The 24,114-nt window shown below is 67.5% G+C and carries 26 protein-coding genes; 12 read left to right on the top strand and 14 right to left on the bottom strand.

The annotated features are described in order from the left end of the window. Both RT123_RS11525 and RT123_RS11520 read left to right on the top strand, forming a co-directional pair. Window positions 1-643, top strand: a 643-nt coding sequence (locus RT123_RS11525; protein WP_313009262.1) for a 3-dehydroquinate synthase family protein, incomplete at its 5' end; no start/stop codon positions are given. Then, entirely contained in the window at window positions 643-1,230 is a 588-nt protein-coding gene (locus RT123_RS11520) for a GNAT family protein (protein ID WP_313009267.1), read from the top strand. The genes RT123_RS11525 and RT123_RS11520, both read left to right, overlap by 1 nt. Here the strand turns inward: RT123_RS11520 and RT123_RS11515 are convergent. Then, window positions 1,227-1,652, bottom strand: a complete 426-nt coding sequence (locus tag RT123_RS11515) for an MliC family protein (protein ID WP_082464998.1) — start codon at window positions 1,650-1,652, stop codon at window positions 1,227-1,229. The two genes, RT123_RS11520 and RT123_RS11515, sit on opposite strands and share 4 nt — an antisense overlap. Window positions 1,653-1,701: 49 nt before the next feature. Further along, complete coding sequence (gene tadA / locus RT123_RS11510) at window positions 1,702-2,160, bottom strand: tRNA adenosine(34) deaminase TadA (RefSeq protein WP_313009265.1); 459 nt, start codon at window positions 2,158-2,160, stop codon at window positions 1,702-1,704. Between the two features lie 12 nt (window positions 2,161-2,172). On the opposite strand from tadA, the gene RT123_RS11505 reads away from it, so the two are divergent. The 4 genes from RT123_RS11505 to rsmD are packed head-to-tail and all read left to right on the top strand — an operon-like array spanning window position 2,173 to window position 5,397. Beyond that, window positions 2,173-3,714 (top strand): pseudouridine synthase, encoded by a 1,542-nt coding sequence (locus RT123_RS11505; RefSeq protein WP_313009260.1) that lies wholly within the window; start codon window positions 2,173-2,175, stop codon window positions 3,712-3,714. Window positions 3,715-3,737: 23 nt separating this feature from the next. After that, window positions 3,738-4,148, top strand: a complete 411-nt coding sequence (locus RT123_RS11500) for a GFA family protein (RefSeq protein WP_313009259.1) — start codon at window positions 3,738-3,740, stop codon at window positions 4,146-4,148. Window positions 4,149-4,177: 29 nt separating this feature from the next. Further along, the gene (locus RT123_RS11495; protein ID WP_313009257.1) at window positions 4,178-4,822 is read left to right on the top strand and encodes a TMEM175 family protein; all 645 of its coding nucleotides are present in this window, start codon (window positions 4,178-4,180) and stop codon (window positions 4,820-4,822) included. Then, on the top strand, window positions 4,822-5,397 hold the full coding sequence (gene rsmD, locus RT123_RS11490) for a 16S rRNA (guanine(966)-N(2))-methyltransferase RsmD (protein ID WP_313009256.1): 576 nt from the start codon (window positions 4,822-4,824) through the stop codon (window positions 5,395-5,397). The genes RT123_RS11495 and rsmD overlap by 1 nt, the downstream gene beginning before the upstream one ends. Before the next feature lie 37 nt (window positions 5,398-5,434). On the opposite strand, the gene RT123_RS11485 is transcribed toward rsmD, so the two are convergent. The 4 genes from RT123_RS11485 to topA all read right to left on the bottom strand — a co-directional run bounded on the left by RT123_RS11485 (window position 5,435) and on the right by topA (window position 12,086). Beyond that, entirely contained in the window at window positions 5,435-5,899 is a 465-nt protein-coding gene (locus RT123_RS11485; protein ID WP_313009254.1) for a low molecular weight protein-tyrosine-phosphatase, read from the bottom strand. 2 nt (window positions 5,900-5,901) lie between these two features. After that, window positions 5,902-7,275, bottom strand: coding sequence for an antiviral reverse transcriptase Drt2 (gene drt2 / locus RT123_RS11480; protein WP_313009253.1), 1,374 nt, complete (start codon window positions 7,273-7,275; stop codon window positions 5,902-5,904). A gap of 215 nt (window positions 7,276-7,490) precedes the next feature. Then, the gene (gene mutL, locus RT123_RS11475) at window positions 7,491-9,380 is read right to left on the bottom strand and encodes a DNA mismatch repair endonuclease MutL (RefSeq protein WP_313009264.1); all 1,890 of its coding nucleotides are present in this window, start codon (window positions 9,378-9,380) and stop codon (window positions 7,491-7,493) included. Window positions 9,381-9,455: 75 nt separating this feature from the next. Further along, the gene (gene topA / locus RT123_RS11470; protein ID WP_313009252.1) at window positions 9,456-12,086 is read right to left on the bottom strand and encodes a type I DNA topoisomerase; all 2,631 of its coding nucleotides are present in this window, start codon (window positions 12,084-12,086) and stop codon (window positions 9,456-9,458) included. Between the two features lie 138 nt (window positions 12,087-12,224). Here topA and RT123_RS11465 point away from each other — a divergent pair, with 138 nt between their 5' ends. Next, entirely contained in the window at window positions 12,225-12,419 is a 195-nt protein-coding gene (locus tag RT123_RS11465) for a hypothetical protein (RefSeq protein WP_307511650.1), read from the top strand. Here RT123_RS11465 and dprA read toward each other — a convergent pair. Both dprA and plsY read right to left on the bottom strand, forming a co-directional pair. Beyond that, window positions 12,416-13,489 (bottom strand): DNA-processing protein DprA, encoded by a 1,074-nt coding sequence (gene dprA, locus RT123_RS11460; protein ID WP_313009250.1) that lies wholly within the window; start codon window positions 13,487-13,489, stop codon window positions 12,416-12,418. The two genes, RT123_RS11465 and dprA, sit on opposite strands and share 4 nt — an antisense overlap. Then, on the bottom strand, window positions 13,486-14,124 hold the full coding sequence (gene plsY, locus RT123_RS11455; RefSeq protein WP_199061176.1) for a glycerol-3-phosphate 1-O-acyltransferase PlsY: 639 nt from the start codon (window positions 14,122-14,124) through the stop codon (window positions 13,486-13,488). The genes dprA and plsY overlap by 4 nt, the downstream gene beginning before the upstream one ends. A gap of 128 nt (window positions 14,125-14,252) precedes the next feature. Between plsY and RT123_RS11450 the strand changes: the two genes are divergently transcribed. Next, a complete protein-coding gene (locus RT123_RS11450) occupies window positions 14,253-15,185 on the top strand; it encodes a glycerophosphodiester phosphodiesterase family protein (protein ID WP_313009249.1) in 933 nt (310 codons plus the stop codon). Window positions 15,186-15,193: 8 nt separating this feature from the next. Here the strand turns inward: RT123_RS11450 and pyrC are convergent, their stop codons facing one another. Genes pyrC through ruvX form a run of 4 tightly spaced genes read right to left on the bottom strand, consistent with a single transcriptional unit; the run spans window position 15,194 to window position 18,900 of the window. Next, window positions 15,194-16,468, bottom strand: coding sequence for a dihydroorotase (gene pyrC, locus RT123_RS11445; protein WP_313009247.1), 1,275 nt, complete (start codon window positions 16,466-16,468; stop codon window positions 15,194-15,196). Beyond that, window positions 16,465-17,448 (bottom strand): aspartate carbamoyltransferase catalytic subunit, encoded by a 984-nt coding sequence (locus RT123_RS11440; protein WP_313009246.1) that lies wholly within the window; start codon window positions 17,446-17,448, stop codon window positions 16,465-16,467. The genes pyrC and RT123_RS11440 overlap by 4 nt, the downstream gene beginning before the upstream one ends. Window positions 17,449-17,500: 52 nt before the next feature. Then, a complete protein-coding gene (locus RT123_RS11435; RefSeq protein ID WP_313009244.1) occupies window positions 17,501-18,424 on the bottom strand; it encodes an AEC family transporter in 924 nt (307 codons plus the stop codon). Beyond that, the gene (gene ruvX / locus RT123_RS11430) at window positions 18,421-18,900 is read right to left on the bottom strand and encodes a Holliday junction resolvase RuvX (protein ID WP_017506485.1); all 480 of its coding nucleotides are present in this window, start codon (window positions 18,898-18,900) and stop codon (window positions 18,421-18,423) included. Before ruvX ends, RT123_RS11435 begins: the two co-directional genes overlap by 4 nt. A gap of 73 nt (window positions 18,901-18,973) precedes the next feature. Between ruvX and RT123_RS11425 the strand changes: the two genes are divergently transcribed. The 4 genes from RT123_RS11425 to gatB all read left to right on the top strand — a co-directional run bounded on the left by RT123_RS11425 (window position 18,974) and on the right by gatB (window position 22,878). Continuing rightward, window positions 18,974-19,519 carry a hypothetical protein gene (locus RT123_RS11425; protein ID WP_295173733.1) on the top strand — a complete coding sequence of 182 codons (546 nt, stop codon included), beginning with the start codon at window positions 18,974-18,976 and terminating at the stop codon, window positions 19,517-19,519. 94 nt (window positions 19,520-19,613) lie between these two features. Continuing rightward, window positions 19,614-19,901, top strand: coding sequence for an Asp-tRNA(Asn)/Glu-tRNA(Gln) amidotransferase subunit GatC (gene gatC, locus RT123_RS11420; RefSeq protein WP_039247681.1), 288 nt, complete (start codon window positions 19,614-19,616; stop codon window positions 19,899-19,901). 2 nt (window positions 19,902-19,903) lie between these two features. Then, window positions 19,904-21,382: an Asp-tRNA(Asn)/Glu-tRNA(Gln) amidotransferase subunit GatA gene (gene gatA, locus RT123_RS11415; RefSeq protein ID WP_313009241.1), complete on the top strand. Its 1,479-nt coding sequence runs from the start codon at window positions 19,904-19,906 to the stop codon at window positions 21,380-21,382. 2 nt (window positions 21,383-21,384) lie between these two features. Next, window positions 21,385-22,878: an Asp-tRNA(Asn)/Glu-tRNA(Gln) amidotransferase subunit GatB gene (gene gatB / locus RT123_RS11410; RefSeq protein WP_313009240.1), complete on the top strand. Its 1,494-nt coding sequence runs from the start codon at window positions 21,385-21,387 to the stop codon at window positions 22,876-22,878. Between the two features lie 66 nt (window positions 22,879-22,944). Here gatB and RT123_RS11405 read toward each other — a convergent pair whose 3' ends face one another. After that, on the bottom strand, window positions 22,945-23,268 hold the full coding sequence (locus tag RT123_RS11405; protein ID WP_313009239.1) for a hypothetical protein: 324 nt from the start codon (window positions 23,266-23,268) through the stop codon (window positions 22,945-22,947). A 337-nt stretch (window positions 23,269-23,605) separates the two neighbouring features. Next, a partial coding sequence (locus tag RT123_RS11400) for an RcnB family protein (RefSeq protein WP_313009237.1) occupies window positions 23,606-24,114 on the bottom strand: 509 nt, incomplete at its 5' end.

Here is a 24,114-nt window from a genome sequence, read left to right as displayed (position 1 = left end):
CGGCGCCTTCCATCAGCCGCGTCTGGTGCTGGCCGACATCGACGTGCTGGCGACCCTGCCGGAACGCCAGGTGAGGTCCGGCTGGGCCGAGGTGCTGAAACACGGGCTGATCTGCGACGCGGCCTTCTTCGACTGGCTGGCGGGCGAGGGGGCGGCGGGCGCTAAGGGCGATGCGGCGGCGCTGGAACGGGCGGTGATCCGCTCGGTCGAGATCAAGAGCGCGGTGGTCGGCGAGGACGAGAAGGAGGCGGGGCGACGCGCCTTGCTGAACCTGGGCCACACCTTCGGCCATGCGATCGAGACCGAGGTCGGCTTCGACGAAGGGGCGCTGGCGCACGGCGAGGCGGTAGCCTTGGGCTGCTGCATGGCCTTCCGCTATTCGGCGGGTGAGGGCCTGTGTTCGGCGGACGACGTGGCGCGTGTCGAGACGGTGGTCGCGGCGGCTGGGCTGCCGACGCGGCTGGATCAGGCAGGATCGTTCGCGGCCGACCGACTGCTGGCCCTGATGGCCGGGGACAAGAAGGCCGAGGGCGGGGCGCTGACCCTGATCCTGGCGCGCGGCATCGGCCAGGCCTTCGTCGCCAAGGGCGTGGATGCGGCCAAGGTGCGGGCCTTCCTGATCGAGGAAGGCGCGACCGCGTGATGCGGATCGGCATGGGGCAGCTGGAGGATCGGTTCGTGCGGCTGGAGCCGTTTGAGGACGGGTTGAAAGCCGAGGTCCGCGCGGCTCTGGATTGCGATCCCGACGCCTGGGAGATCATGGTGGCGCCCGCCTATGGCGATCATTTCGAGGCGTGGTGGAACGCCGCGATGGCGGCGATGGAGGCGCAGACGCGGATCGCCTATGCGGTGCGGCGGCTGTCCGATGGGGCGGTGGTCGGGACGACCAGCCTGTATGAGATCAACCCCGCCTATCGCCGCTGCGAGATCGGCTCGACCTTCTATCGGCCCGAGGCGCGGGGAGGGGCGATCAACCCGGCCTGCAAACGGCTGTTGCTGGGCCACGCCTTCGACGCCGGCGCAGTGCGGGTCGAGATCATCACAGACGCCGTCAACGCCCAGAGCCAGGCCGCCATCCTGAAACTAGGCGCCAAGGCCGAAGGCGTGCTGCGCAAGCACAAGATCACCTGGACCGGCCGGGCGCGCGACACCGCCATGTTCGCCGTCATCGACGACGACTGGCCCTCCGTGCGCCGGGCGCTAGACCGGCGGTTAGCGGCCTTCGCTTAGTCGACCGCCCGGCATTCCGTCGGCTGACGGCCTTCGACGGACCAAGTGGCGAGGACGCCTTTGCCGCGCAGTTCGACGTTGGAAGCGCGGTACCAGATGCCGTCGGCGGCGCGCTCCTGATACAGGTCGATGGCCTCGCCGGACGAGTTGCGGATGGTGGCCATCTGGCGCGGGTTGTCGAAATCGACCGACAGGCGCTCGCCGTTGTCGCACAGATAGACGGTGTGGACGACGCGGTTCAGGGTGCGGTCCTGGATTTCGGCGCCGGTGCGCTGGCGGGCGGTCTGGGCCTGGATGGCGCGTTCCTTGACCTCGTCGCCGGTGCGCGGCGCCTTGTCCGGATCGGCGCCGCAGGCGGTGAGAAGGGCCAGGGCGGCTAAGCCGCTGAACACGATCGACTGCGGCAGATCCGGCTTGAACAAGGTCTTTTCCTCCACAGCCCCGCCCAACGGCGCAGCTTTTCGCGGCGTTCTAACGTGCGCCGCCTCCCGCCGTTCCTCGTCGCAGGCGGAAGAACGACTTGAGCAGGCTGGACGCCTCATTCGCCAGAAGACCTGAGTCCGTGCGGGGACGCCAGTGGCAGGTGGGTTGTTCGAACAGACGCGGGCCGTGGATGATGGCGCCGCCCTTGGGATCGTCGGCGGCCCAGACCACGCGGCCGATGCGGGCGTGGCTGATGGCCCCGGCGCACATGGCGCAGGGCTCCAGCGTCACATAGAGGGTCAGGCCGGTCAGGCGATAGTTGTCCAGCGCCGTCGCCGCGCGCCGCATGGCGACGATCTCGGCATGGGCGGTGGGGTCGCGAGCCGCAATCGGACCATTGGCGCCGGTCGAAATTACCTCACCTGAGGCAGGATCGACAAGAATTGCGCCCACGGGCACCTCTCCTGCGTCCGCCGCCGCTTGCGCTTGGTCCAGCGCCATGCGCATGAACCGCTCATCATGGTCCGCCATACAGACGACAACGACAAGAAGCCCCGCGCCCGTCAAGACGAACGGTCGCCCCGGCCCTTTAAATCCTCCGGTCCCCGCAAGAGCGGCGACGGGACGAGATCATTCGGCGACAAGCCGCGCGGCCCTCGCGAAGACGGCGCCAAGCGGTTCGGCGACAAGGCCGACCGCCCCCGCAGCGACCGGCCCCGCACCGACAAGCCGCGCAGCGATGGGGGCGGCAAGGACGGCAAGTCCAAGACGCCTGAGACGCCTCTGCGCGCCGAGCGAATCGCCAAGACCATGGCCCGCGCCGGCATCGCCTCGCGCCGCGAGGTCGAACGGCTGATCGGTCTGGGCAAGGTGGCGGTCAACGGCCGCATCCTGGACACGCCCGCGACCCTGGTGACGCGCGACGACGTGATCACCGTGGACGGCAAGCCCATCGGTTCGACCCAAGCGACGCGGGTCTGGCGCTATCACAAGCCGGCGGGCCTGTTGACCAGCCATAGCGACCCGACGGGACGACCGACGGTGTTCGACGCCTTGCCGGCCGGCTTGCCGCGCGTGATCTCGGTCGGACGGCTGGACCTGGCGACCGAAGGCCTGCTGCTGCTGACCAACGACGGCGAACTGAGCCGGGCGCTGGAGCTGCCGTCGACCTCGCTGGTGCGTCAGTACCGGGCGCGGGCGCGAGGCAAGATCACCCAGGAGCAGTTGGACGCGCTTAAGGACGGCGTGGTCGTGGACGGCGTGTCCTATGGTCCCATCGAGGCCAAGCTGGACAAGGCCAAGGAGTCCAAGTCCGAGGACGGCAAGGCGCCGGCGAACCTGTGGATCTCGGTGTCGATCACCGAGGGCAAGAACCGCGAAGTCAGGAAGGTGCTGGAGTCCGTCGGCCTGACGGTCAATCGGCTGATCCGCCTGGCCTATGGGCCGTTCCGCCTCGACGTGCTGCCGGTCGGGTCGGTGGAAGAGGTCGGGCCGCGCGTGATCCGCGAGCTGCTGGCTGAATACATCCGGCCCGAGAACCTGCCGACCGGCAATACGGTCGAGACGCCCGCGCCCATCCCCGGCCGTCGGGTGTCGACGCCCATCGTCAAGGGCCGCTCGGGTTCAGCCATGTCGGACCCGTCCAGGAAGCCCAGCCGCGTCCGCGCCGCCGAGACGGCCCAGGCGGACGCGGTCGAGCGCCGCGAGCGTCCGCCCAAGAAGGAAGGCTGGGCCAAGGCCGCGCCCAAGTTCGAGCACTCCAAGAGCTTCAAGCCGCGCGAACGCACCGCGCCCGCAGGCGATCGTCCGGCGCGAGAGGATGGAGATCGCCCCAAGCGCGCGTTCAAACCGCGCGATGACCAGTTCATCGACGATCGGCGCGGCAAGCCCGGCGCCAAGCCGGCGGGACGCGCCGGTTCCGGCCCTCGCGCCGGGGGGGGCGGCGGCAAGCCGACCGGCGGCCGCGACTTCAAGCCTCGCACGGGCGGCGGCGGCAAGCCGGCCGGTCCGTCTGGAACGAGCGGACGCGGGCCAGGCGGCAAACCGCGCACGCCCCGCTGAGGATCGCCGCCGAGGACTGAGCGATGACGATCTCGACCGGGCGCTGCCTGTGCGGCGCGGTCACCTTCAACGCGACGCCGAACGGCGGGATGCACGCCTGCCACTGCTCGACCTGTCGGCGGCAGTCGGGCGGCATCCTGTTCAGCGTGGACTGCGGCGACAGCGTCGCGGTCACGGGCGAGGTGGCGACCTATGTGTCGTCCGATTGGGCGACGCGGCAGTTCTGCCCCGCCTGCGGGACCGGCCTGTTCTGGCGATCCAACGACGGGGCGATCACCATGGTTTCGGCCCAGGCGTTCGACGATCCGTCGGTCTTCGCCCTTGAGGACGAGTTCTGCATCGAGAGCAAGCCGGCGACCTATGCGCTGGCGGGCGAGCGGCCGCGCCTGACGACGGACGAGCTATGGGCGCAGTTCGCGCCGCCGCAGGATTGACGACAAGGGTTGCGACAGGGGGAATGGCGATGACGACGACGACAGCGGATCTGAGCCCGGCGAAGGGCGATCACAGCCTGGAACGGCTGCTGCTGTTTTCGGACGGGGTGTTCGCCATCGCCATCACCCTGCTGGCCATTGAACTGCATGTGCCCGAAGGCTGGAACGGACAGTGGGCCAGTCTATGGGCCGAGCGGTGGCCGATGTTCACGGCCTTTGCGCTCAGCTTCGCCATCATCGGCGTCTTCTGGAACACGCATCGGCGGGTGTTCGCGCGCATGACCGGCTTCAGCAACGGGGTGATGCTGTTCAACATGCTGGCGCTGGCCGGGGTGGTGTTCATGCCGTTCGCCACGACCCTGCTGTACGAGCAGCCGCGCAACGGCGAGGGGGCTTGGATCTATCTGAGCTTGGTGGCGCTGGTCGGTGTGATGCACGCCGGCGCCTATGGCTGGGCTGCCTTCGTCACCGATGCGATCCGGCCGCGACCGCATTGGGCGGTGCGCGCCACGGTGGTCGTGACCCATGCCCTGATGCCGGGACTGGCCTGCGCGCTGAGTTTCTTCTTGATGGCGCGGGGCGTGGGGCTGCTGGCGGCCGTGACGGCGCTGGCGCTGGGGCTGTTGATCGCCGGCCGGGTGTGGGTCGGACGGCGCTTTGGCGGAGCGGCCTGATGCGGATCGTCGCCGGAAGCCTGAAGGGCCGGCCCATCGTCGCGCCGGAGGGGCAGGGCACGCGCCCGACCTCGGACCGCGCGCGCCAGGCCGTGTTCAACGTGCTGGAACACGCCGCTTGGGGCGAGAGCCTGCAAGGCCTGCGGGTCATCGACCTTTACGCCGGTTCGGGCGCCTTGGGGTTCGAGGCGGTCAGTCGGGGCGCGGGCTTCTGCCTGTTCGTCGAGACGGACGACGGCGCGCGCGGCGCGATCCGCGAGAACGCCGACGCCTATGGGCTGATGGGACGCACGCGGGTGCACCGCAGGAGCGCGACGGACCTGGGCGTGCGGCCCGGCCCGATCGCCGAGGCGTTCGACCTGGCGTTTCTGGACCCGCCTTATGGCAAGGGGCTGGGGGAGCAGACGCTGGCGCGGCTGATCGAGGGAAACTGGCTCAAGCCCGGCGCCCTTGTGGTGTTCGAGCGCGGTTCGGACGAGCCGGAGATCGACACCCCCGGCTATCAGCGGCTGGACGCGCGCGACTATGGCGCAGCCAGGGTGCTGTTCCTGAAGGTTTCGCCGACAGCAGAGTGAGGCGACGCTGCCCGTTTCCCAACGGGAGAGGGGAGGGTTACAGTTTGGCGACCAGGCCGCGCGCCGCGGCCGTCACCTCGGCCCAGGTGATCTCGAAGCCGTCGTCGTCGCCGAAATAGGGGTCGGCGACGGCCTGACCCTCGCGGCCGGGGACGTGGTCGAGCAGCAGGCTGAGCTCGGCGGTCGCATCGTCGGGCCGCAGGCGGCGCAGGTTTTTCAGGTTCTCGTGGTCCAGGGCGATGACATGGGTGAAGCGGCGAAAGTCCGCCTGCGTCACCTGCCGCGCCCTCAACCCCGAAATCTCGACCCCATGCCGCCGCGCCGTCGCCTGCGCCCGCGGGTCCGGCGCCTCGTCCGCATGCCAGTCCCCGGTCCCGGCGGAATCGACGATCAGGTCGAGGTGCAGCCGCTCCGCCTCGGCGCGCAGAGCGGCCTCGGCGAGGGGCGAGCGACAGATGTTGCCGAGGCAGACGAAGAGGATGGAGGGAGTGTTTGCCGCCAAAATTAGCCAAAGGCTCCGTAGTAGGTATCGATCATCTTGGACCAATAGCGGTCAAATATGCTCACGTGATTACGCAGCTGGCGTCGAATGGCATCTGACTTCAGCTCCCGAGCAGCTCGGTAGCCGTACTGAATGAAATTTCGGCTGTCGCCCCAGTGAGTGAAGCGACCAATTAGCACGCGTTTCCGTATTTCTTCGCGCGCGATTCCCTTGCGTTTCGCCGCGCGAACATAGCGTCGCAAATTCCTTTTCATGCGGGCGTAAAAGGCCTTCATGCTCTCGGCCCGGATACGAATATTTTTGCCGTCAAAGGTGAAGCCAAGGTACTGAAGTTGGTCGCCGGTCGAGACCAGACGCTGACCCTCGCGGACAAATTCCGTCCGGCAGGTCTTTTTCTCGTTCAGGACCAAGCCAATCGCGCTGATCTGATCGCGAAAAAAAGTCAGAAATTCATCTTCCAGGGCCCGACTTGGAAGCACCACAGCAATATCGTCACTGTAACGCCTGTAAGAGCCGCCACGCTCGCGGAGCCAATCGCGAACTGTCGTGTCTAGTTCGAGCATGTAAATGTTGGCCAATAGCCCGGAGAGGGGCGTGCCTTGTGGTATGCCTCGGTTCGACGAGTTTCGCTTGATCAGTGGACGCACTACTTCGCGGAATGCGTCGACGCCGCATATTCGACGACCTTTCGGTTTGCCTAGCCGCCTCGAAACGTCTTCGGCGTCCACGTATTCGAAGAGAGTCAGTCGTCGGATTATGGCATGCCAATCATCTGGAAGGCGCTCGCACTCGAGTACGCTTAGCACTCTTGATCGCAGAATTTTATGATCCAGAGTATCGAAGAACTTGGATAGATCTAGGCAAAGGACTAGGCAGTTGCCTCGCATTTTGACTTCGTCAAACAATGACCGCGCAAACGGAACGTTGTAGCCGATCCCTCCACGGTAGGCTAAAACGGCTTCATCTATATCGCGTGTTCCAAGCTCGGACTCATACCTGTCGCTAAGAGCAAAAGCGTAAGTTGCGTAAATGGCTGAATCAAGATGTCCGGCATATCGGATCGATCGTGACTTTTCGTCGACTAACGGTGGGAAGACGTCAAAGTTAATGGTTCGTGTCTTCTTCTCGTATCCGAGAAGCGGTAAAAAGCTGTTCCTAGCGACCGACTGAGGGGTGCAAACCAACGCATCTAACTGCGTCTGATCGAGTGGGTCATCGAAGTGCGCGTACTTGCGAACCTTCAGTCGCCGAAGCGTTACGCGCCGGGGGAGGGTGCCGTTCAACCCCTGCGTTCCCCCAGCTGCATTCACGATGATGTTCCGGCCTAGGCCAGCCACGGCAGTAACATTATGGCGTATAGTCGTGACGCCGGTCATGGAGACCTCATCATGCCCACCGGGCAATCCGCGATCTGGTGCAAGTTGTTCCTCGCCTCGGCGAAGATCGTCCTTGCGTCCATCAACCTTGTCCCCTTGGGCCCAATCCTCCCAAGGCAAACTCAATGTGGAGTGATTCGCACGTTCGCGCGAGATCGGATCTTAAGAAATCGTGCAGGCACGTTGATGCGAGTCGCGACCAACAACAAGCGCCTTCACCGCCGCCCGAACAGCTTCTCCAGATCGTGCAGCTTCAGCTCCACATAGGTGGGGCGGCCGTGGTTGCATTGGCCGGAGTGGGGGGTGGCTTCCATCTGGCGGAGCAGGGCGTTCATCTCCGGGGCCGAGAGGACGCGGCCGGAGCGGACGCTGCCGTGGCAGGCCATGGTGCCGCAGATGGCAGCGAGGCGTTCCTTGAGCGACAGGGCCTGGCCGTGTTCGGACAGATCATCGGCGATGTCGCGGATCAGGCCCTGGACATCGGTGTCGCCCAGCATGGCCGGGGTCTCGCGCACCAGGACGGCGCCGGCGCCGAAGGCCTCGACGATCAGGCCCATCTCGGCCAGTTCCTCGGCGCGCCCGGCGACGCGTTCGGCCTCGGCGGGGTCCAGATCGACCACCTCGGGCGTCAGCAAGGCCTGACGGGTCACGGCCCCCTCGGCCATCTGGGCCTTCATCCGCTCATAGACCAGCCGCTCGTGCGCCGCGTGCTGATCGACGATGACCAGGCCGTCGCGGGTCTGGGCGACGATATAGTTGGCGTGGAGCTGACCCCGCGCGGCGCCCAGGGGGTAGTCGAGGGGGTCGTGAGGCTGAGTGGCGAGTGGCGAGTGGCCAGTGGCGAGGTCGCTGTCTTGGGCGGGTTGCGACGGCCATGACGGGCCGTCCCAGCCGGATTCGACGCGGGCGCTGCGTTCGTTGAGGCCGGGCAGGATCTGGGCCGCGGCGGCGGGCTGGGACCAGCCGGTCCAGCCGCTGAACCCTTGGGCCGACGGGGCGCTGGGGCTGTAGGCGGGGCCGGATGCGACGCCGGTGTGGGGCTGGAAACCCGACAGGGCGTCAGCCGCGACGGTTGTTGAGGCGCGGTGGCCGGCGGCGTGGAGCGCGTGGCGCAGGGCGCCGACGATCAGGCCGCGCACCAGGGCCGGGTCGCGGAACCGGACCTCGGCCTTAGCCGGGTGGACGTTGACGTCGACATAGAGCGGATCGATGTCGAGGAAGAGGACGGCGGCCGGGTGCCGGTCGCGCGCCAGGAAGTCGGCGTAGGCGCCGCGCAGGGCCCCTTGCAGCAGCCGGTCCTTCACCGGGCGGCCGTTGACGAACAGATACTGATGCGCCGCATTGCCGCGCGAATAGGTGGGCAGGCCCGCATAGCCCGACAGGCGCACGCCGTCCCGCTCTTGATCGATCAAGAGCGCGTTGGCCTCGAAGTCGCGACCCAAGAGGGCGGACAGCCGCTTCAGACGGCCTTCGTCGCCCGGATGTTCGGCGGGCAGGCGCAGCGTGACCTTGCCGTCCAGCGACAGGGTGAAGGCGACGGCCTCGTGCGCCATGGCCTGGCGCTTGATCTCCTCGGAGATGGCCATGGCCTCGGACCGCTCGGACTTCATGAATTTGAGCCGGGCGGGGGTGGCGTAGAACAGGTCACGCACCTCGACCCGCGCGCCGTGCGGGCCGGGGAAGGGGGCGGGGGCCAGGGGCCGGGTCTCGCCGCCCTCGACCGTGATGGCCCAGGCGTCGGTCTCGTCGCGCGATCGGGTGGTGATCGACAGGCGGGCGACCGAGCCGATGGAGGGCAGGGCCTCGCCCCGGAAGCCCAGGGTGTGGATGCGCAGCAGGTCCACGTCGCCGGCGTCGTCAGGCTCAAGCTTGGACGTGGCGTGACGTTCGATGGCCAGCGGCAGTTCCTCGCGCGGAATGCCCTTGCCGTCGTCGGCGATCAGGATGCGCGACAGGCCGCCGCCGTCGGCCTGGATCTCGATGTTGCGACCGCCGGCGTCCAGAGCGTTCTCGACCAGTTCCTTGATGGCGCTGGCCGGCCGCTCGACCACCTCGCCGGCGGCGATGCGGTTGACGGTTTCGGGGGAAAGGCGGCGGATGGGCATGAGCAGGCGAAGATAGGGCGCGGGGAGGATTCGCGCCATGAGTCAGGCGCCCTTCTCCCCTTGGGGGAGAAGGGATTACTCGGCGGTCTTGGTCTTTTTAGCCGGGGCCTTCTTCGCCGGAGCCTTCTTGGCGGCCGGTTTCTTGGCGGCGGCCTTTTTCGGGGCGGCGGCCTTCTTGGCGGGCGCCTTCTTCTTGGGTGCGGCGCCGGCCTTGGCGGCGAGAAGAGGCAGGGCGTCTTCCAGGGTCAGGTCTTCGGGCGCCGTGCCCTTCGGCAGGGTGGCGTTGATCTTGCCGGATTTGACGTAGGGCCCGAAGCGACCGGCCATGACGTGGATCGGCTCGCCCGTTTCCGGGTGGGCGCCCAGGTCCTTGAGCGGGGCCGTCGCCGCGCCGCGACCGGGACGACCGGCGCGCTTCTCGGCCAGCAGGGCGACGGCGCGGTTCAGGCCGACCTCAAACACCTCGTCGATGTCCGTGACATTGGCATAGGTGCCGGCGTGCAGGACGAACGGTCCGTAACGGCCCAGGCCCGCCGTGATCATCTTGCCGTCCTCGGGGTGGACCCCGACCTCGCGCGGCAGGGCCAGCAGGCGCAGCGCCTGGTCCAGCGACAGGGAGGCGGGCGACCAGCCCTTGGGCAGGGACGAACGTTTAGGCTTGTCGCCCTCGGGCGGGGTGATTTCGACGTAGGGGCCGAAACGGCCGATCTTCAGCTGGACCGGCTGGCCCGTTTCCGGATCGATGCCCAGCTCGCGGTCGCCGCTCTCGGCCGAGCCGTCCTCAGCCGAAGGGCTGGCGACGGGGCGGGTGTATTTGCACTCCGGATAGCGGTCGCAGCCGATGAAGGCGCCGAAGCGGCTGGTCTTCAGGCTGAGCTGGCCCTGGTGGCACAGGGGGCACTCGCGCGGATCGGTCCCGTCGCCCTTGTCCGGGAAGATGTGGGCGCCGAGGCTTTCGTTCAGGGCGTCCAAAATGGCGGTGGTGCGCAGTTCGCCGGCGGCTTGCGTCGCGGCGTGGAAGTCCTGCCAGAAGTTGCGCAGCAGCACCTTCCAGTCCAGTTGACCGGCCGAGACCTCATCGAGCTGGGTCTCCAGCGCGGCGGTGAAGTCGTATTCGACCCACTTCCTGAAGAACTGCTCCAGGAAGGCTGTCACCAGCCGTCCCTTGTCCTCGGGATAGAAGCGGTTCTTGTCGACGCGGACGTATTCGCGGTCGCGCAGGGTCGATAGGGTCGAGGCGTAGGTCGAGGGGCGGCCGATGCCCAGCTCTTCCAGCTTCTTGACCAGGGTGGCTTCCGAATAGCGCGGAGGCGGTTCGGTGAAATGCTGGTCGGTGCGGATGGCGTCGACCTTGGCCTTGGCGCCTTCCTTGAGCGCGGGCAGGCGGCTGGTGTCGTCGCTCTCGTCGTCTTCGGCGCCCTTCTGCTTTTCGTCGCGGCCTTCCTCATAGACGGCGAGGAAGCCGTCGAAGGTGACGACCTGGCCGGTGGCGCGCAGGCCCGTCTGGCCGTCGGCGGTCTCGATGTCGACGGTGGTGCGGTCCATCCGGGCCGCCTCCATCTGCGAGGCGACCATCCGCTTCCAGATCAGTTCATAGAGGCGCTGAAGATCGGATTCGAGGCGCAGGCTGTCGGGATGGCGCGCGATGTTGGTCGGCCGGATCGCTTCGTGCGCTTCCTGAGCATTCTTGGCCTTGGTCTTGTAATAGCGCGGTTCTTGCGGGACGAAGGCCGGGCCGAACGCCTGGCTGATGACCTCGCGCGCCTGGGCGATGCCCTCGGGCGTGGTCTGGACGCCGTCGGTCCGCATATAGGTGATCAGGCCGCCGGTCTCGTCGACCCCCTCATACAGTTTCTGCGCCGCCTGCATGGTGCGCTGGGCCGAGAAGCCGAGCTTGCGCGCCGCCTCCTGTTGCAAGGTCGAGGTGGTGAAGGGCGGGGCCGGATTGCGGCGGACGGGCTTCTTCTCCACCGCATTGATGGTGAAGTCGCCGGCGGCGATGGCCGCGCGGGCGGCGGACGCCGTGGCCTCGTCCTTGATGTCCAGACGCTGGATCCGCTTGCCGGCGTGTTTGACCAGGCGGGCGGTGAAGGGCGGGCTGTCGGCGTTCAGGTCGGCCTCGATGGACCAGTATTCCTGAGCCTTGAACTTCTCGATCTCCATCTCGCGATCGACGACGATGCGCAGCGCCACGGATTGGACGCGGCCGGCCGAGCGCGCGCCCGGCAGCTTGCGCCACAGGACCGGCGAGAGGGTGAAACCGACGAGGTAGTCCAGCGCGCGGCGGGCCAGATAGGCCTCGACCAGCTCCATGTCGATCTGACGCGGATTGGCCATGGCCTCGAGCACGGCGGACTTGGTGATGGCGTTGAAGGTGACGCGTTCGACGTGGGTGTCCTTCAACGCCTTCTTCTTGTTCAGCACTTCCAGCACGTGCCAGCTGATGGCTTCCCCTTCGCGGTCGGGGTCGGTCGCCAGGATGACGCGGTCGGCGCGCTTGGCGGCCTCGGCGATTTCGGACAGGCGTTTGGCGCCCTTGGCGTCGGCCTCCCAATGCATGGAGAAGTCGTCGTCGGGCAGGACCGAGCCATCCTTGGACGGCAGATCACGGACGTGGCCGTACGAGGCCAGGACCTCATAGTCCGAGCCAAGATACTTATTGATGGTCTTGGCCTTTGCGGGGCTCTCGACGATGACGAGGTTCATAACGGTCCGGTCTCGGGAAGGGGCGCGAACGTGGTTGGAGCGGAGCCGTGAGTCAATCGCACCTGTCGTCTTACACCCTAGGGTAGTTGTGTTTTAGTGTGGCCCGGTTAGATTGTAGGCCTGACAACGGAGACGATCATGGCGACGGCGCAACCTCAATCGGCCTGCGAAACGGATCGCCAGGCGCATATCGAAGCGGCGGCCTTTCCGACGCGGGAATATATCGGCGCCATGGCGCTGGAAATGGCGCGGCTGGCGCGGGACGAGGGCGACGTGCGGCTGGCCAGCTTGCTGGAACAGGCGGCTGGCGTGGCGGGTCATCCGCCGATCTAAAGAGAAGCCAGACCGCCGGGCAGCAGATTGGCGCGGCCGGTCAGGCTGAGTTCCAGCAGGGCGGCGGCGACCTGAGACACCGGCGCGTTTAGGGCGCGGGCGATCTCGTCGCGCGGGGTGGGTGTCGGCGACAGCAGGGCGGCGACGCGGTCGAGGAAGGCGTCGTCGATGTCGCCGTCGAATCGCATCGGATCGGCCGGCGGCTCGCGCAGGGTGCGCAGGGTGTTGAAGGCGCGGTCGATGTCCTCGATCCCCTCGCACAGGATGGCGCCCTGGCGCAGCAGTTCGTTCGGCCCGCGCGCGCGGGGATCCAAAGGCGATCCGGGTACGGCGAAGACATCGCGACCCTGTTCGGCGGCGAGACGGGCGGTGATCAGGGAGCCGGACCGAACCTCGGCCTCGACCACCACGACGCCGCGCGACAGGCCCGAGATGATGCGGTTGCGGCGCGGGAAGTCGCGCGCCTGGGCGCGGGCGCCGACCGGGCTTTCGGAGACGACGCAGCCTTGTTCCGTCAGACGGGCGTAGAGGTCGGCGTGTTCGGACGGATAGATGTCGTTCACGCCACCGCCCAGGACCGCGACAGTGCCGGTCGCCAGGGCGCCTTCGTGGGCGGCGGCGTCGATGCCGCGCGCCATGCCCGAGACGACGACATGCCCGGCCTGACCGAGTTGCTGCGCCAGGCCGCGTGCGATCCGTTGACCGCCCGCCGAGGCGATGCGGGCGCCGACGATGGCGACCGAAGGCTGGTTCAGCAGGTCGACGCGGCCGCGCGTCCACAGGATCGGCGGCGGCGGATCGAGCGCGGCCAGCATTTCGGGATAGTCGGAATCGCCCAGCACCAGCAGGCGCGCGCCGATGGCTTCGCCGGCGGCGATCTCGCGTTCGACCGCCTCGACGGGGGGCGGAATGGAGGCGGCGCCGGACTTGCGCACCAGATCGGGCAGGGCGTCCAGCGCACTGACGGCCGAGCCGTAGCGGCCGATCAGTTGAGTGAAGGCGACGGGGCCGATGCGGTCGGTGCGGGCGAGCCGCAGCCGGGCGAAGCGTTCGGCCGGGTCCAGGCTCACGCCTTCTTGGCCCCGATGCGCGGTTCCTCGCCCTTCAACAGCCGGGCGATGTTCTGGTGATGTCGAACCCAGATCAGGACCGCGGCGAAGACGGTCAAAGCGAGGATGGGTAGGCTGACCGGCAGGCCGACGACGGCGAGCGGCAGAAGCGCCAGCAGCGGCGCGGTCGCCGATGAAATGAGCGCCGCCAGCGACGAATAGCGGAACAGGAAGGCGCAGAGCAGCCAGACCGCCCCCGCCATCAGGCCAAGCGGCCAGGCGGCGGCCAGCAACAGGCCATAAAAGGTGGCGACGCCCTTGCCGCCCTTGAAGCCCAGCCAGACGGGAAAGAGGTGGCCCAGGAAGGCCGCGCCGCCGGCGATGGCGCCGGCCAGTTCGCTGCCTAACAGATGACGGGCGATCAGCAGGGCGACCGCGCCCTTGCCGGCGTCCAGCAGCAAGGTGGCCAGGGCCAAATCCTTGCGGCCGGTGCGAAGGACATTGGTCGCGCCGATATTGCCCGAGCCGATGTTGCGCACGTCGCCGGCGCCGGCTGCACGCGTGATCACCACGCCGAACGGAATCGAGCCGAGCAGATAGCCGCCCAGCGCCACCAGCGCCAAGGTCCCGAGAGCCGGGGCCACTAGATCCTGCACGTTGATTCGCTCCCCGCGTGTCGTTGCGGCAAAATGCGTCGCGGGGCGGCCGGGAGCAAGGGCGATCCGACCTCTTGACCCGATGATCGGCGCAGCGTTTGGTCCGCGCGTCTTTCCGGAGCCGATCCATGACCCGTATTTCCGCCGCCGCCGCGACCCTGCTGCTGCTTTCGACGACAGGTTGCGTGGGCGCTCCGCCGATGGCGTCTGCGCCGTCATCGGGTCCGGCCTTGGCGGCCTATTTCGACTGCGTGCGGGACGGCGGCGTGGCGATCTCGGCGCACCGGGCGGTTTCGGCGCTGGACCAGCCCGAGAATTCCATCGCCGCCATCGAGGCGACAGGCCGAGCGATCCCCAATGCGATCCTGGAACTGGACGCTGTCCTGACCAAGGACCGGCGATTGGTTCTGATGCACGACGACACCATGGACCGGACGACCACGGGGCGCGGGCGGGTCGCGGACCTGACGCTGGCCCAGGTGAAACAGGCGCGGCTGAAGGCGTCGGACGGCGCCCTGACGCGCGCCGCGCCGCCGACGCTGGGCGAGGCGCTCGACGCCGCCGGACGCGTGGGGGCCATCGCCAGCATCGACCTGAAACCCGCCGACGGTGAGACCACGGTCGATCTGGCGCGAGCGGTAATCGATCAGGTGCGCCAGTCGCGGGCCGGAAACCGGGTGATCCTGATCACCTATAATGACGCCGATGCGCGGGCGGTGGCGGCCATGGCGCCGGAGATGATGATCTCAGCCGGGCTAAGCGGTGTGGAGGATCTGAGCGGGCTGAACCCGGCGCAGATCCTAGCCTGGACCGGCACGCGCGAGGAGCGTCCGGCGCTGTGGCGCGCCCTGCGCGAGGCCGGCGTCGAGGTTCAGTTCGGCACCCTGGGCGCCGAGGGCGTGCGCCGCGACGACCGCTACGCCGCCGACGGGGACGTCTCGGAATACCGCGATCTGGTGCGCCAGGGCGTCACCGTGATCGCCACCGACACGCCGCTGAACGTCAAATCGGTGCTGGGCGCCGAGGTGGCCAAGGCCGCGACGTGCGCGCGGCCGCGCTGATCTGAGCCTTAGAAGACCTTGCGACCGCCCACCCAGGTGCCGATCATCTTGCCCTGAAGTCGGCGGCCGTCGAACGGGGAGTTCTTGGACTTGGAGTGAAGGGCGTCGGCGTCGATGATGACCGGCGCGCCGGCGTCGAACAGGATGACGTCGGCAGGGGCGCCCTCGGCCAGGACGCCCGCGTCGAGGCCGAGCAGGGCGGCGGGCCCCTGGGTCAGGGGACGAAGCACGTCGAGCAAATCCAGACCGTCTTCGTGATGCAGGGTCAGGGCGGCGGGCAGCAAAGTCTCCAAGCCGATCGCGCCCGGCGCGGCCTCGGCGAAGGGACGGCGCTTGTCCTCGGCCGGGGCCGGGGCGTGGGCGGAGGTGATGACGTCGATCAGGCCTTCGCGCACGGCTTCGATCAGGGCTTGGCGATCAGCCTCGGAGCGCAGGGGTGGATCCAGCCGGTAGAAGGTGCGGTAATCGCCGATGTCCACCTCGTTGAAGCAAAGGTGATTGATCGAGACGCTGACGGCGACCTCCAGCCCCTTGGCGCGGGCGCGGGCCAGGGTGTCCAACGCGCCCTCGGTCGAAATCTGATCCACCAGGAACCGCGCGCCGGTCTGTTCGACCAGGGCCAGGTCGCGCTCCAGCCCGATCCGCTCGGCGATGGCAGGGCTGCCGGAAAGGCCCAGGCGCGTGGCCAGTTCTCCGGAGGCGGCGACCGCGCCTTCCGTCAGCCAGGGGTCGGCCGGTCGGCAGGCGATCAGGGCGTTGAAGGCGGCGGCGTAGCTCATCACCCGTTGCAGGGTGCGGCTGTTGACGATGACCTTGTCGCCGTCGGTGAAATAAAGGGCGCCGGCCTCGTCCATCAGGCCGATCTCGGCCATGCGCTGGCCGTCCAGGGCCTTGGTCGCAGCGCCGGCGGCGCGGACGTTGACGAGGTTCAGCGCCGCGCCGCGCCGCTGGATGAAGTCGATCATCGCCGGGTCGTCGACGGCGGGATCGGTGTCGGGCTGGACCACGATGGTCGTCACGCCCCCGGCGGCGGCGGCCAGGCTGGCGGACTTCAACGTCTCCTTGGGCTCGGCGCCGGGTTCGCCAGTCTTGACCCGGATGTCGATCAGGCCGGGCGCGAGGCAGTGGCCGTCGGCGTCGATGATCTGATCCGCCGCCACGTCCGGCGTCGGGCCGTGGATCACGCGGCTGATGCGGTCGTCCTGGATCAGCAGGCCGCCTGGGCCGTCATAGTCGGAGGCGGGATCCAGCAGACGGGCGTTGATGATGGCGACAGTGGTCATCGGGCGTCTCCCCAACGGGCGGAGAGGGAGGCCAGCACGGCCATGCGGGCGGCGACGCCCATCTCGACCTGATCCTGGATCAGCGAGACGTCCAGGTCGTCGGCCACGTCGGAATCGATCTCGACGCCGCGGTTCATGGGCCCGGGATGCATGACTTGAGCGCCCGGATTGGCCCAGGCCAGCTTCTCGCGGTCCAGGCCCCAGAAGCGGAAATATTCCCGGGTCGAGGGGATCAGGGCGCCGGCCATCCGCTCCAGCTGCAAGCGCAGCATCATGACCACGTCGCAGCCCTTCAGACCTTCGCGCATGTCATGGAAGACCTCGCAGCCCCAGCGGTCGGCGTCGCCGGGCACCAGGGTCGGCGGGCCGATCAGGCGGACGCGCGCCCCCATCATCTGCAGCAGGGCAACATTGGATCGCGCCACGCGGCTGTGGGTGATGTCGCCGCAGATGGCGACGGTCAGGCTGGTCACATCGCCGAAGGCGCGGCGCATGGACAGCAAATCCAGCAGGGCCTGGGTCGGGTGTTCGTGGCGGCCGTCCCCGGCGTTGACCACGGCGCAGCCGACCTTCTGGCTCAGCAGCTCCGCCGCGCCCGAGGCCGAGTGGCGGATGACCAGGATGTCGGGCTTCATGGCGTTCAGCGTCACCGCCGTGTCGATCAGGGTTTCGCCCTTCTTCACCGAGGAAGAGGCGACCGGCATGGTCACGACGTCGGCGCCCAACCGCTTGGCGGCGATCTCGAAAGAAGAGGAGGTGCGGGTCGAGTTCTCGAAGAACAGGTTCACGACCGTGCGGCCGTGCAGCAGGTCCAGGGCCTTGGACGACTGGCGATTGAAGTCGACGAAGGCGTCGCCCAGGTCCAGCAACTGCGGCGTCACATACGGATCGAGGTCCGATGCGGCCAGGAAGTGCGGTTTGGGGAACGGAACCAGCCGGTCGCGGATGGTCTGATCGGTGACTTGTGCGGGCTGGGTCATCGAGACGCGGCTATAGGCGGGAGTCGCTCCCATTGCCAGTGTGCGGCGCCAGTCAGGTGAAGTGGAACAGGGCCAGCAGGATGGGAATGACCACGGCGCTGCCCACGGTGGTCAGGGCGATGACGCCGGCGATCAGGGGCGCGTCGCCGCCCATCTGACGCGCCAGGATGTAGGAGGCGGCCGAGCCGGGCGCAGCGCCGCAGATCAGGGCGATGCCCTGCGCCAGGCTGTCGCCGCCCAGGGTCCAGGCGATGAACCACATCAGCGGCGGCATGACGCCTAGCTTGACCAAGCTGACGGCGGCGATGGTCGTGCGGCGTCGTTTGACCTCGGCGAAGGACAGCCCCGCCCCGGCGACGATCAAGCCCAGCGGCAGGGCGGCGGCGCCCAGCAGGTCCATCGCATCCGACAGGCCAGGGATCAGCGGCACGCGCAACAGGTTCAGCGCCAAGCCGATCAGGCAGGCCAGCAGGATCGGATTGGCCAGCATCGACTTGATCAGGCCGACGACCGAAGGTTCGCGCCGCAGCGAACCCCATTTCGCCAGCACGGCGACGCAGGCGATGTTGGTGACGGGAATGATGAAGGCGATGGCGACCGCGGCCAGCGCCGTGCCTTCCGAGCCATAGACCGACTGGATCACCGGCACGAAGACGAAGCTGTTCCAGCGGATCACGCCCTGAAAGACGCTGGTGTAGGCCGGGCCGTCCAGTGTGATCAGGGGCTTGGCCGCCAAGGTCGCCGCCGCCACGATCAGGGTCGCGCCCACCGCCGCAGCGCCCGCCACGGTCGCGCCGCCGCCGGCGAGGTCGGCGTGCCAGATCGCGGGGATCAGGAAGCTGGGATAGAAGATGTTGATCGACAGCTTCTCGATTGGGCGCCAGGCCTCATCGGGCAGGAAGCCGGACTTTCTGAGGCCGTAACCCAGGGCGATCATGAGAAAGACCGGCAGGACGCCGGCGATCAGGGCCGTCAAACCCAGGTCGCCTGATCCCGAACCCGGTCCAACGCCCCTTGCAGAATCCAGGCGGCGGCGGTGCGGTCCACGACCTGGGCGCGGCGTTTGCGGTTCAGGTCCAGATCCTCGATCAGGAAGCGCTCGACCGCGCTGGTGGACAGGCGCTCGTCCCAGAAGGCGATGTTGACGGGCCGCAGCCGCTCCAGATTGCGGGCGAAGGCGCGGCACGACTGGGCGCGCGGACCTTCGGTGCCGTCCATGTTGGCGGGCAGGCCGATGACCAGGGCCGAAACCTTGCGATGCGCCATCAGCTTGAACAGGTGTTCGGCTTCCTGCGTGAACTTGGACTTGCGGATCAGCTCTAGCGGCGAGGCGATCAGGCGCGTGGAATCCGACACGGCGACGCCGATGGTCTTCTCGCCCAGATCCAGCCCCATCCACGGCGTGTCGGGCGGGCAGGCAGCGGGCAGGTCGAGGAGGTCGAGGACGGGCACGGCCTGCGGTTAGGACTGGCGCGGGCCGAAGTCAAAGGCGATGGTGACGATGATGGACAGGAAGGACGATGACATGCGCATAGCGACAGCAGCGATGACGGCTCTCGGGCTTGTGCTGAGCGGTTGCGGACAGTCCGACGCGCCGGCGAAGACCCCGGCCGCACAGGATACCCAGACTGCGGCAGTCGCGCCGACGCCGGCCGCCATCACACGCGCGGTCACGCCCCCGACCACCAAGCCGGTCGGGCCTGCCGAACGGCGAGCGGCCGCTGCGCGCGAAGACATCGGCACGGCGGCCGACGTGTCGCAGTTGCAGGCCCTGCCGGATCAGAACGCCAAGGTCTTCAGCCTGTCAGGCGGCGATCCGGCGGTGAATGGTCTGGTGACCTATTTCGCCCTGTTCGGCGGTTCGGCCGAGGGCTGGCGCGCCTATCCTTTGGGCGACTACGCCGAATGGAAGGTCGTCGAGGCGAAAGGCGGGCGCGTGGTCCTCGCGGTGCGTCAGGACACGGCGGGGCCGAACGGCGATATCCTGAAGGTGGAGCGCACGGTGCAGATCGACTTCCCCTCAAGCGGCGAGACGCCGCCGGATGCCGTGTCCGTGAGCACGTCGCAGTGAGATCACGCCTGACGACGGGCGGCTGATCCTTGTGAATCCCAGTGCGGGCGGCTAATCCGACCGCTTCGTTTTCATTTGTGTGTTGGAGGGCCGCATGGCCATCGACGCTGCGACGGTGCGCAAGGTTGCGCATCTCGCCCGCATCAAGACCCCCGAGGACCGGCTGGAGCCGCTGGCGCAGGAGCTGAACGGCATCCTGGCCTGGATCGAGCAGTTGGATCAGGTGGATGTCGAAGGCGTGGAGCCGATGACCTCGAACGTCGCCCAGCCGCTGCGCCTGCGCGACGACGTCGTCACCGACGGCGCCAAGGTCGATGCGGTCCTGTCGAATGCGCCCAAGTCGGCGGATGGATTCTTCGTCGTGCCCAAGGTGGTCGAATAGTCATGAGCGACCTGACCAAACTGACCCTGAAGGGCGCCGTCGACGGGCTGAAGGCCAAGGAATTCTCCTCGGCCGAAATCACCCAGGCCTTCCTGACGAGTATCGAGGCCGCGAACCCGACGCTGAACGCCTATGTCGAGGTGACGGCGGACAAGGCGATGGAGATGGCGCGCGCGTCGGACGCCCGCATCGCCTCCGGCGAGGGCGGAGCGCTGGAAGGCGCGCCCCTGGGGATCAAGGACCTGTTCTGCACCGAGGGCGTGCAGACGACGGCCGGCTCCAACATGCTGCGCGGCTTCACGCCCCCCTATGAATCGACCGTCACCGCCAATCTGTGGCGCGACGGGGCGGTCATGCTGGGCAAGCTGAACATGGACGAGTTCGCCATGGGCTCGTCCAACGAGACCTCGGCCTTTGGTCCGGTCAAGAACCCGTGGAAATCGACCGGCTCCAACGCCGAACTGACGCCGGGCGGTTCGTCGGGCGGTTCGGCCTCGGCTGTGGCGGCCGACCTGTGCCTGGCCGCCACCGCATCGGACACCGGCGGTTCGATCCGCCAGCCGGCCGCCTTCACCGGCACGGTCGGGATCAAGCCCACCTATGGCCGCGCCAGCCGCTTCGGCATGGTGGCCTTCGCCTCGTCGCTGGATCAGGCCGGTCCGATCACCAAGACGGTCGAGGACGCGGCCCTGCTGCTGCAATCCATGTGCTCGTTCGACGCCAAGGATTCGACCAGCCTGGACATCGCCACGCCCGACTGGACCCAGTCGGTCGGCCAGTCGGTCAAGGGCCTGCGCATCGGCGTGCCGCGCGAATATGTCGTGGATGGGATGCCGGCCGAGATTCAAGCCCTTTGGGACCAAGGCGTGGCCTGGCTGAAGGACGCCGGCTGCGAGATCGTCGAGATCAGCCTGCCGCACACCAAATACGCCCTGCCGACCTATTATATCGTGGCGCCGGCCGAGGCGTCTTCGAACCTGGCCCGCTACGACGGCATGCGGTTCGGGCACCGGGCGGAGGATTTCAAGTCGCTGGACGATCTGTATGCGACCTCGCGCGCCGAGGGCTTCGGCAAGGAGGTCCAACGTCGCCTGACCATCGGCGCGTATGTGCTATCGGCCGGCTTCTACGACGCCTACTACGTCAAGGCGCTGAAAGTGCGTCGCCGCATCGCAGAGGACTTCGACAACGTCTGGGGCCAGGTGGACGCCATCCTGACGCCGTCCACGCCGTCGGCTGCGTTCGCGCTGGGCGACAAGCAGATCGACCCGCTGACCATGTATCTGAACGACGTCTTCACGGTGACGACCAATCTGGCCGGCCTGCCGGGCATTTCGGTGCCGGCGGGCGTGGACGCCGGCGGTCTGCCGCTGGGGCTTCAGGTCATCGGCAAGGCGCTGGACGAGGCGACGGTCTTCCAGGTCGGCGCCGCGCTGGAACGGGCGGCGGGCTTCACGGCCAAGCCGGGCAAGTGGTGGTGAGCATGAGCGACAATACCAAGACCATCAAAGGCCGCACCGGCGATTGGGAAATCGTCATGGGCCTGGAAATCCACGCCCAGGTGGCGTCGAAGGCCAAGCTGTTCTCGGGCGCCGCCGTCGGCTTTGGCGCGGGACCGAACGAGCAGGTATCGCTGGTCGATGCAGGCTTTCCCGGCATGCTGCCGACGCTGAACAAACACTGCGTCGAACAGGCGGTGAAGACGGGCCTGGGCCTGCGCGCGCAGATCAACCGCCGCAGCCAGTTCGACCGCAAGAACTACTTCTATCCCGACCTGCCGACCGGCTATCAGATCAGTCAGCTCTATTACCCCATCGTGGGCGAGGGCGTGGTCGAGGTGGAGGCCGAGGACGGCAGCTTCTTCAACGTCGGCATCGAGCGGCTGCACCTGGAGCAGGATGCGGGCAAGCTGATCCACGACCTGTCGCCGACCGAAAGCTACGTCGATCTGAACCGGGCCGGCACGGCGCTGATGGAGATCGTGTCGCGGCCCGACCTGCGCACGCCGGATGAGGCGGTGGCCTATGTGAAGAAGATCCGGACCATCCTGATCTATCTGGGCACCTGTGACGGAGACATGGAGAAGGGCAATCTGCGGGCCGACGTGAACGTGTCGGTTTGCCGGGCCGGCAACTACGACAAGTTCAAGGCGACGGGCGACTTCGGCTATCTGGGGACGCGCTGCGAGATCAAGAACGTCAACAGCTTCCGCTTTATTTCTCAAGCGATCCAGTATGAGGCGCGCCGCCAGATCGAGATCCTGGAGGACGGCGGTTCGATCACTCAGGAGACGCGCCTGTACGACCCGACGGCCGGCGAGACGCGCTCGATGCGGTCCAAGGAAGAGGCGCAGGACTATCGCTACTTCCCCGATCCCGACCTGCTGCCGCTGGATCTGGAAGAGGCCTGGATCGCCGAGATCAAGGCGTCGCTGCCCGAGTTGCCGGACGACAAGCGCAAGCGCCTAATGGCCGACTATGGCCTGTCGCAATATGACGCCATCGTGCTGATCTCGGAACAGGCCAAGGCCGACTATTTCGAAGCCGCCGCCAAGGGACGGGACGCCAAGCTGGTTTCGAACTGGGTCACCAATGAGGTTTCGGCGCGCCTGGCGGCCGAGGGCAAGGACTTCAGCGAGAACCTGCTGCCGGCGGCGCATGTCGCGCAACTGGTGGAGCTGATCGAGACGAACGTCATCTCGTCCAAGATCGCCAAGGAAGTCTTCGACCACGTCTGGAACGGCGAGGGCTCGCCGGCCGAGGTGGTCGAGAAGCACGGCTTGAAACAGGTCACGGACACTGGCGCCATCGAAAAGGCCGTGGACGAGATCATCACCGCCAACCCGGACAAGGCGGCAGCCGTGGCTGAAAAGCCCCAGGCCATCGGCTGGTTCGTCGGTCAGGTCATGAAAGCCACGGGCGGCAAGGCCAATCCGGCGGCGGTCAACGACATCCTGAAGGCCAAGCTGGGCCTGTAAGGCGAGGCGTCGGACTAAAAGCAAAGGCCCTGCGAATCGCTCCGCAGGGCCTTTTCAATTCTGTGTTTAGGCTGACGGCGGGACGGGCGGCGTCGGCGGTGCAGGGGGAGCCGGAGGCGCAGGCGGGACGGGGGCATCCGGGTCGGTCGGCGCTGGCGCAGCGGGCGGGGCAGGCGGCGGAGGAGGAGCGGACTCATCGACAGGGGGCGGCGCCGGGGGCGCGGGCGGCGCAGGCACGGCGGGATCAATCGGCGGCGGGGCCGGATGGTGCGGAGTCTGATGATCGACCGGCGGGGGCGGCGGAGGCGGCGGCGCGCTGGGCGCTTGCTGGGCGGTTGCGGCGCCGGCCAGCAGCATCGAGGCGGCCAGGGCGGTCAGTGCGATCTTCATCGGGACATGTCCTTCGGTTGAAACGCTATCCGGAAAAACTTCCGGACGTCATCGTGAATGGCGACGAAGACCAGCGTCGGAGCGCATCGCGGCCGATTTTCGTCCGGCGGGTCTCAAGTCGTTTCAAGCGCTGATTGCTGAAGCTGATCTCGGCTGAACGGCGTTTGTGGCGCAGCTGAGGGCTTCGAATACCTGGCGATCCAATGACGCATGACAAGATGTCGCACCGGAACAAGGTCACGGGAAGGTCACGGTTCGCAATCCTTTAGCGAAGCGGGGCAATAAAAAAGCCCGACGGCGCGGGGCCGTCGGGCGGATGTGCAAAATCGTCAGGCTGTTACCAGCGCCAGGCGTCACGGATGACGTCGATAATATAGCCGTCGTATTCGTCGATCAGATACAGAGTGTTATCGACCGAGACCCAGCGTGTGCCCTCGGGCGGATAGCCCAGACCGTAGGTGCGCCAGTCGTTCAACTGATAGCGCCAGAAGACGTCCGGCAGATACTGACCGACCGACCACGACCGACCCCAATAGGAGCGCGGCACACTGTAGTAGCCCCAGCCCGGCGCGAAGTAGAAGCCGACGCGAACGCCGTTGTAACCCCTGAAGCGCCGATCATTGCGCCACCAGTCCGAGCGGTGGTTGCGATAGAAATCCCGCCGCCATTGATCGCCGTTGAAGCGCTGGCGGAACTCGCGGTGCTGACGGTCGCGGTCACGACCGTTGTTCCAGCCCGAGCCCGGACGGTCGGGGCGTTGACCGCCAGCATTTGGGCGGTCGGGCCGATCGGGTCGGTTCCAGCCGCCTTCGGGGCGGTCGGGACGCTGGCCGCCAGTGTTCGGAC

This window comes from Brevundimonas vesicularis (assembly GCF_032067225.1).
Taxonomy (GTDB): domain Bacteria; phylum Pseudomonadota; class Alphaproteobacteria; order Caulobacterales; family Caulobacteraceae; genus Brevundimonas; species Brevundimonas vesicularis_F.
Note: the sequence above shows the minus strand (reverse complement) of the source record. Positions and strands in the feature narration are given on the sequence as shown.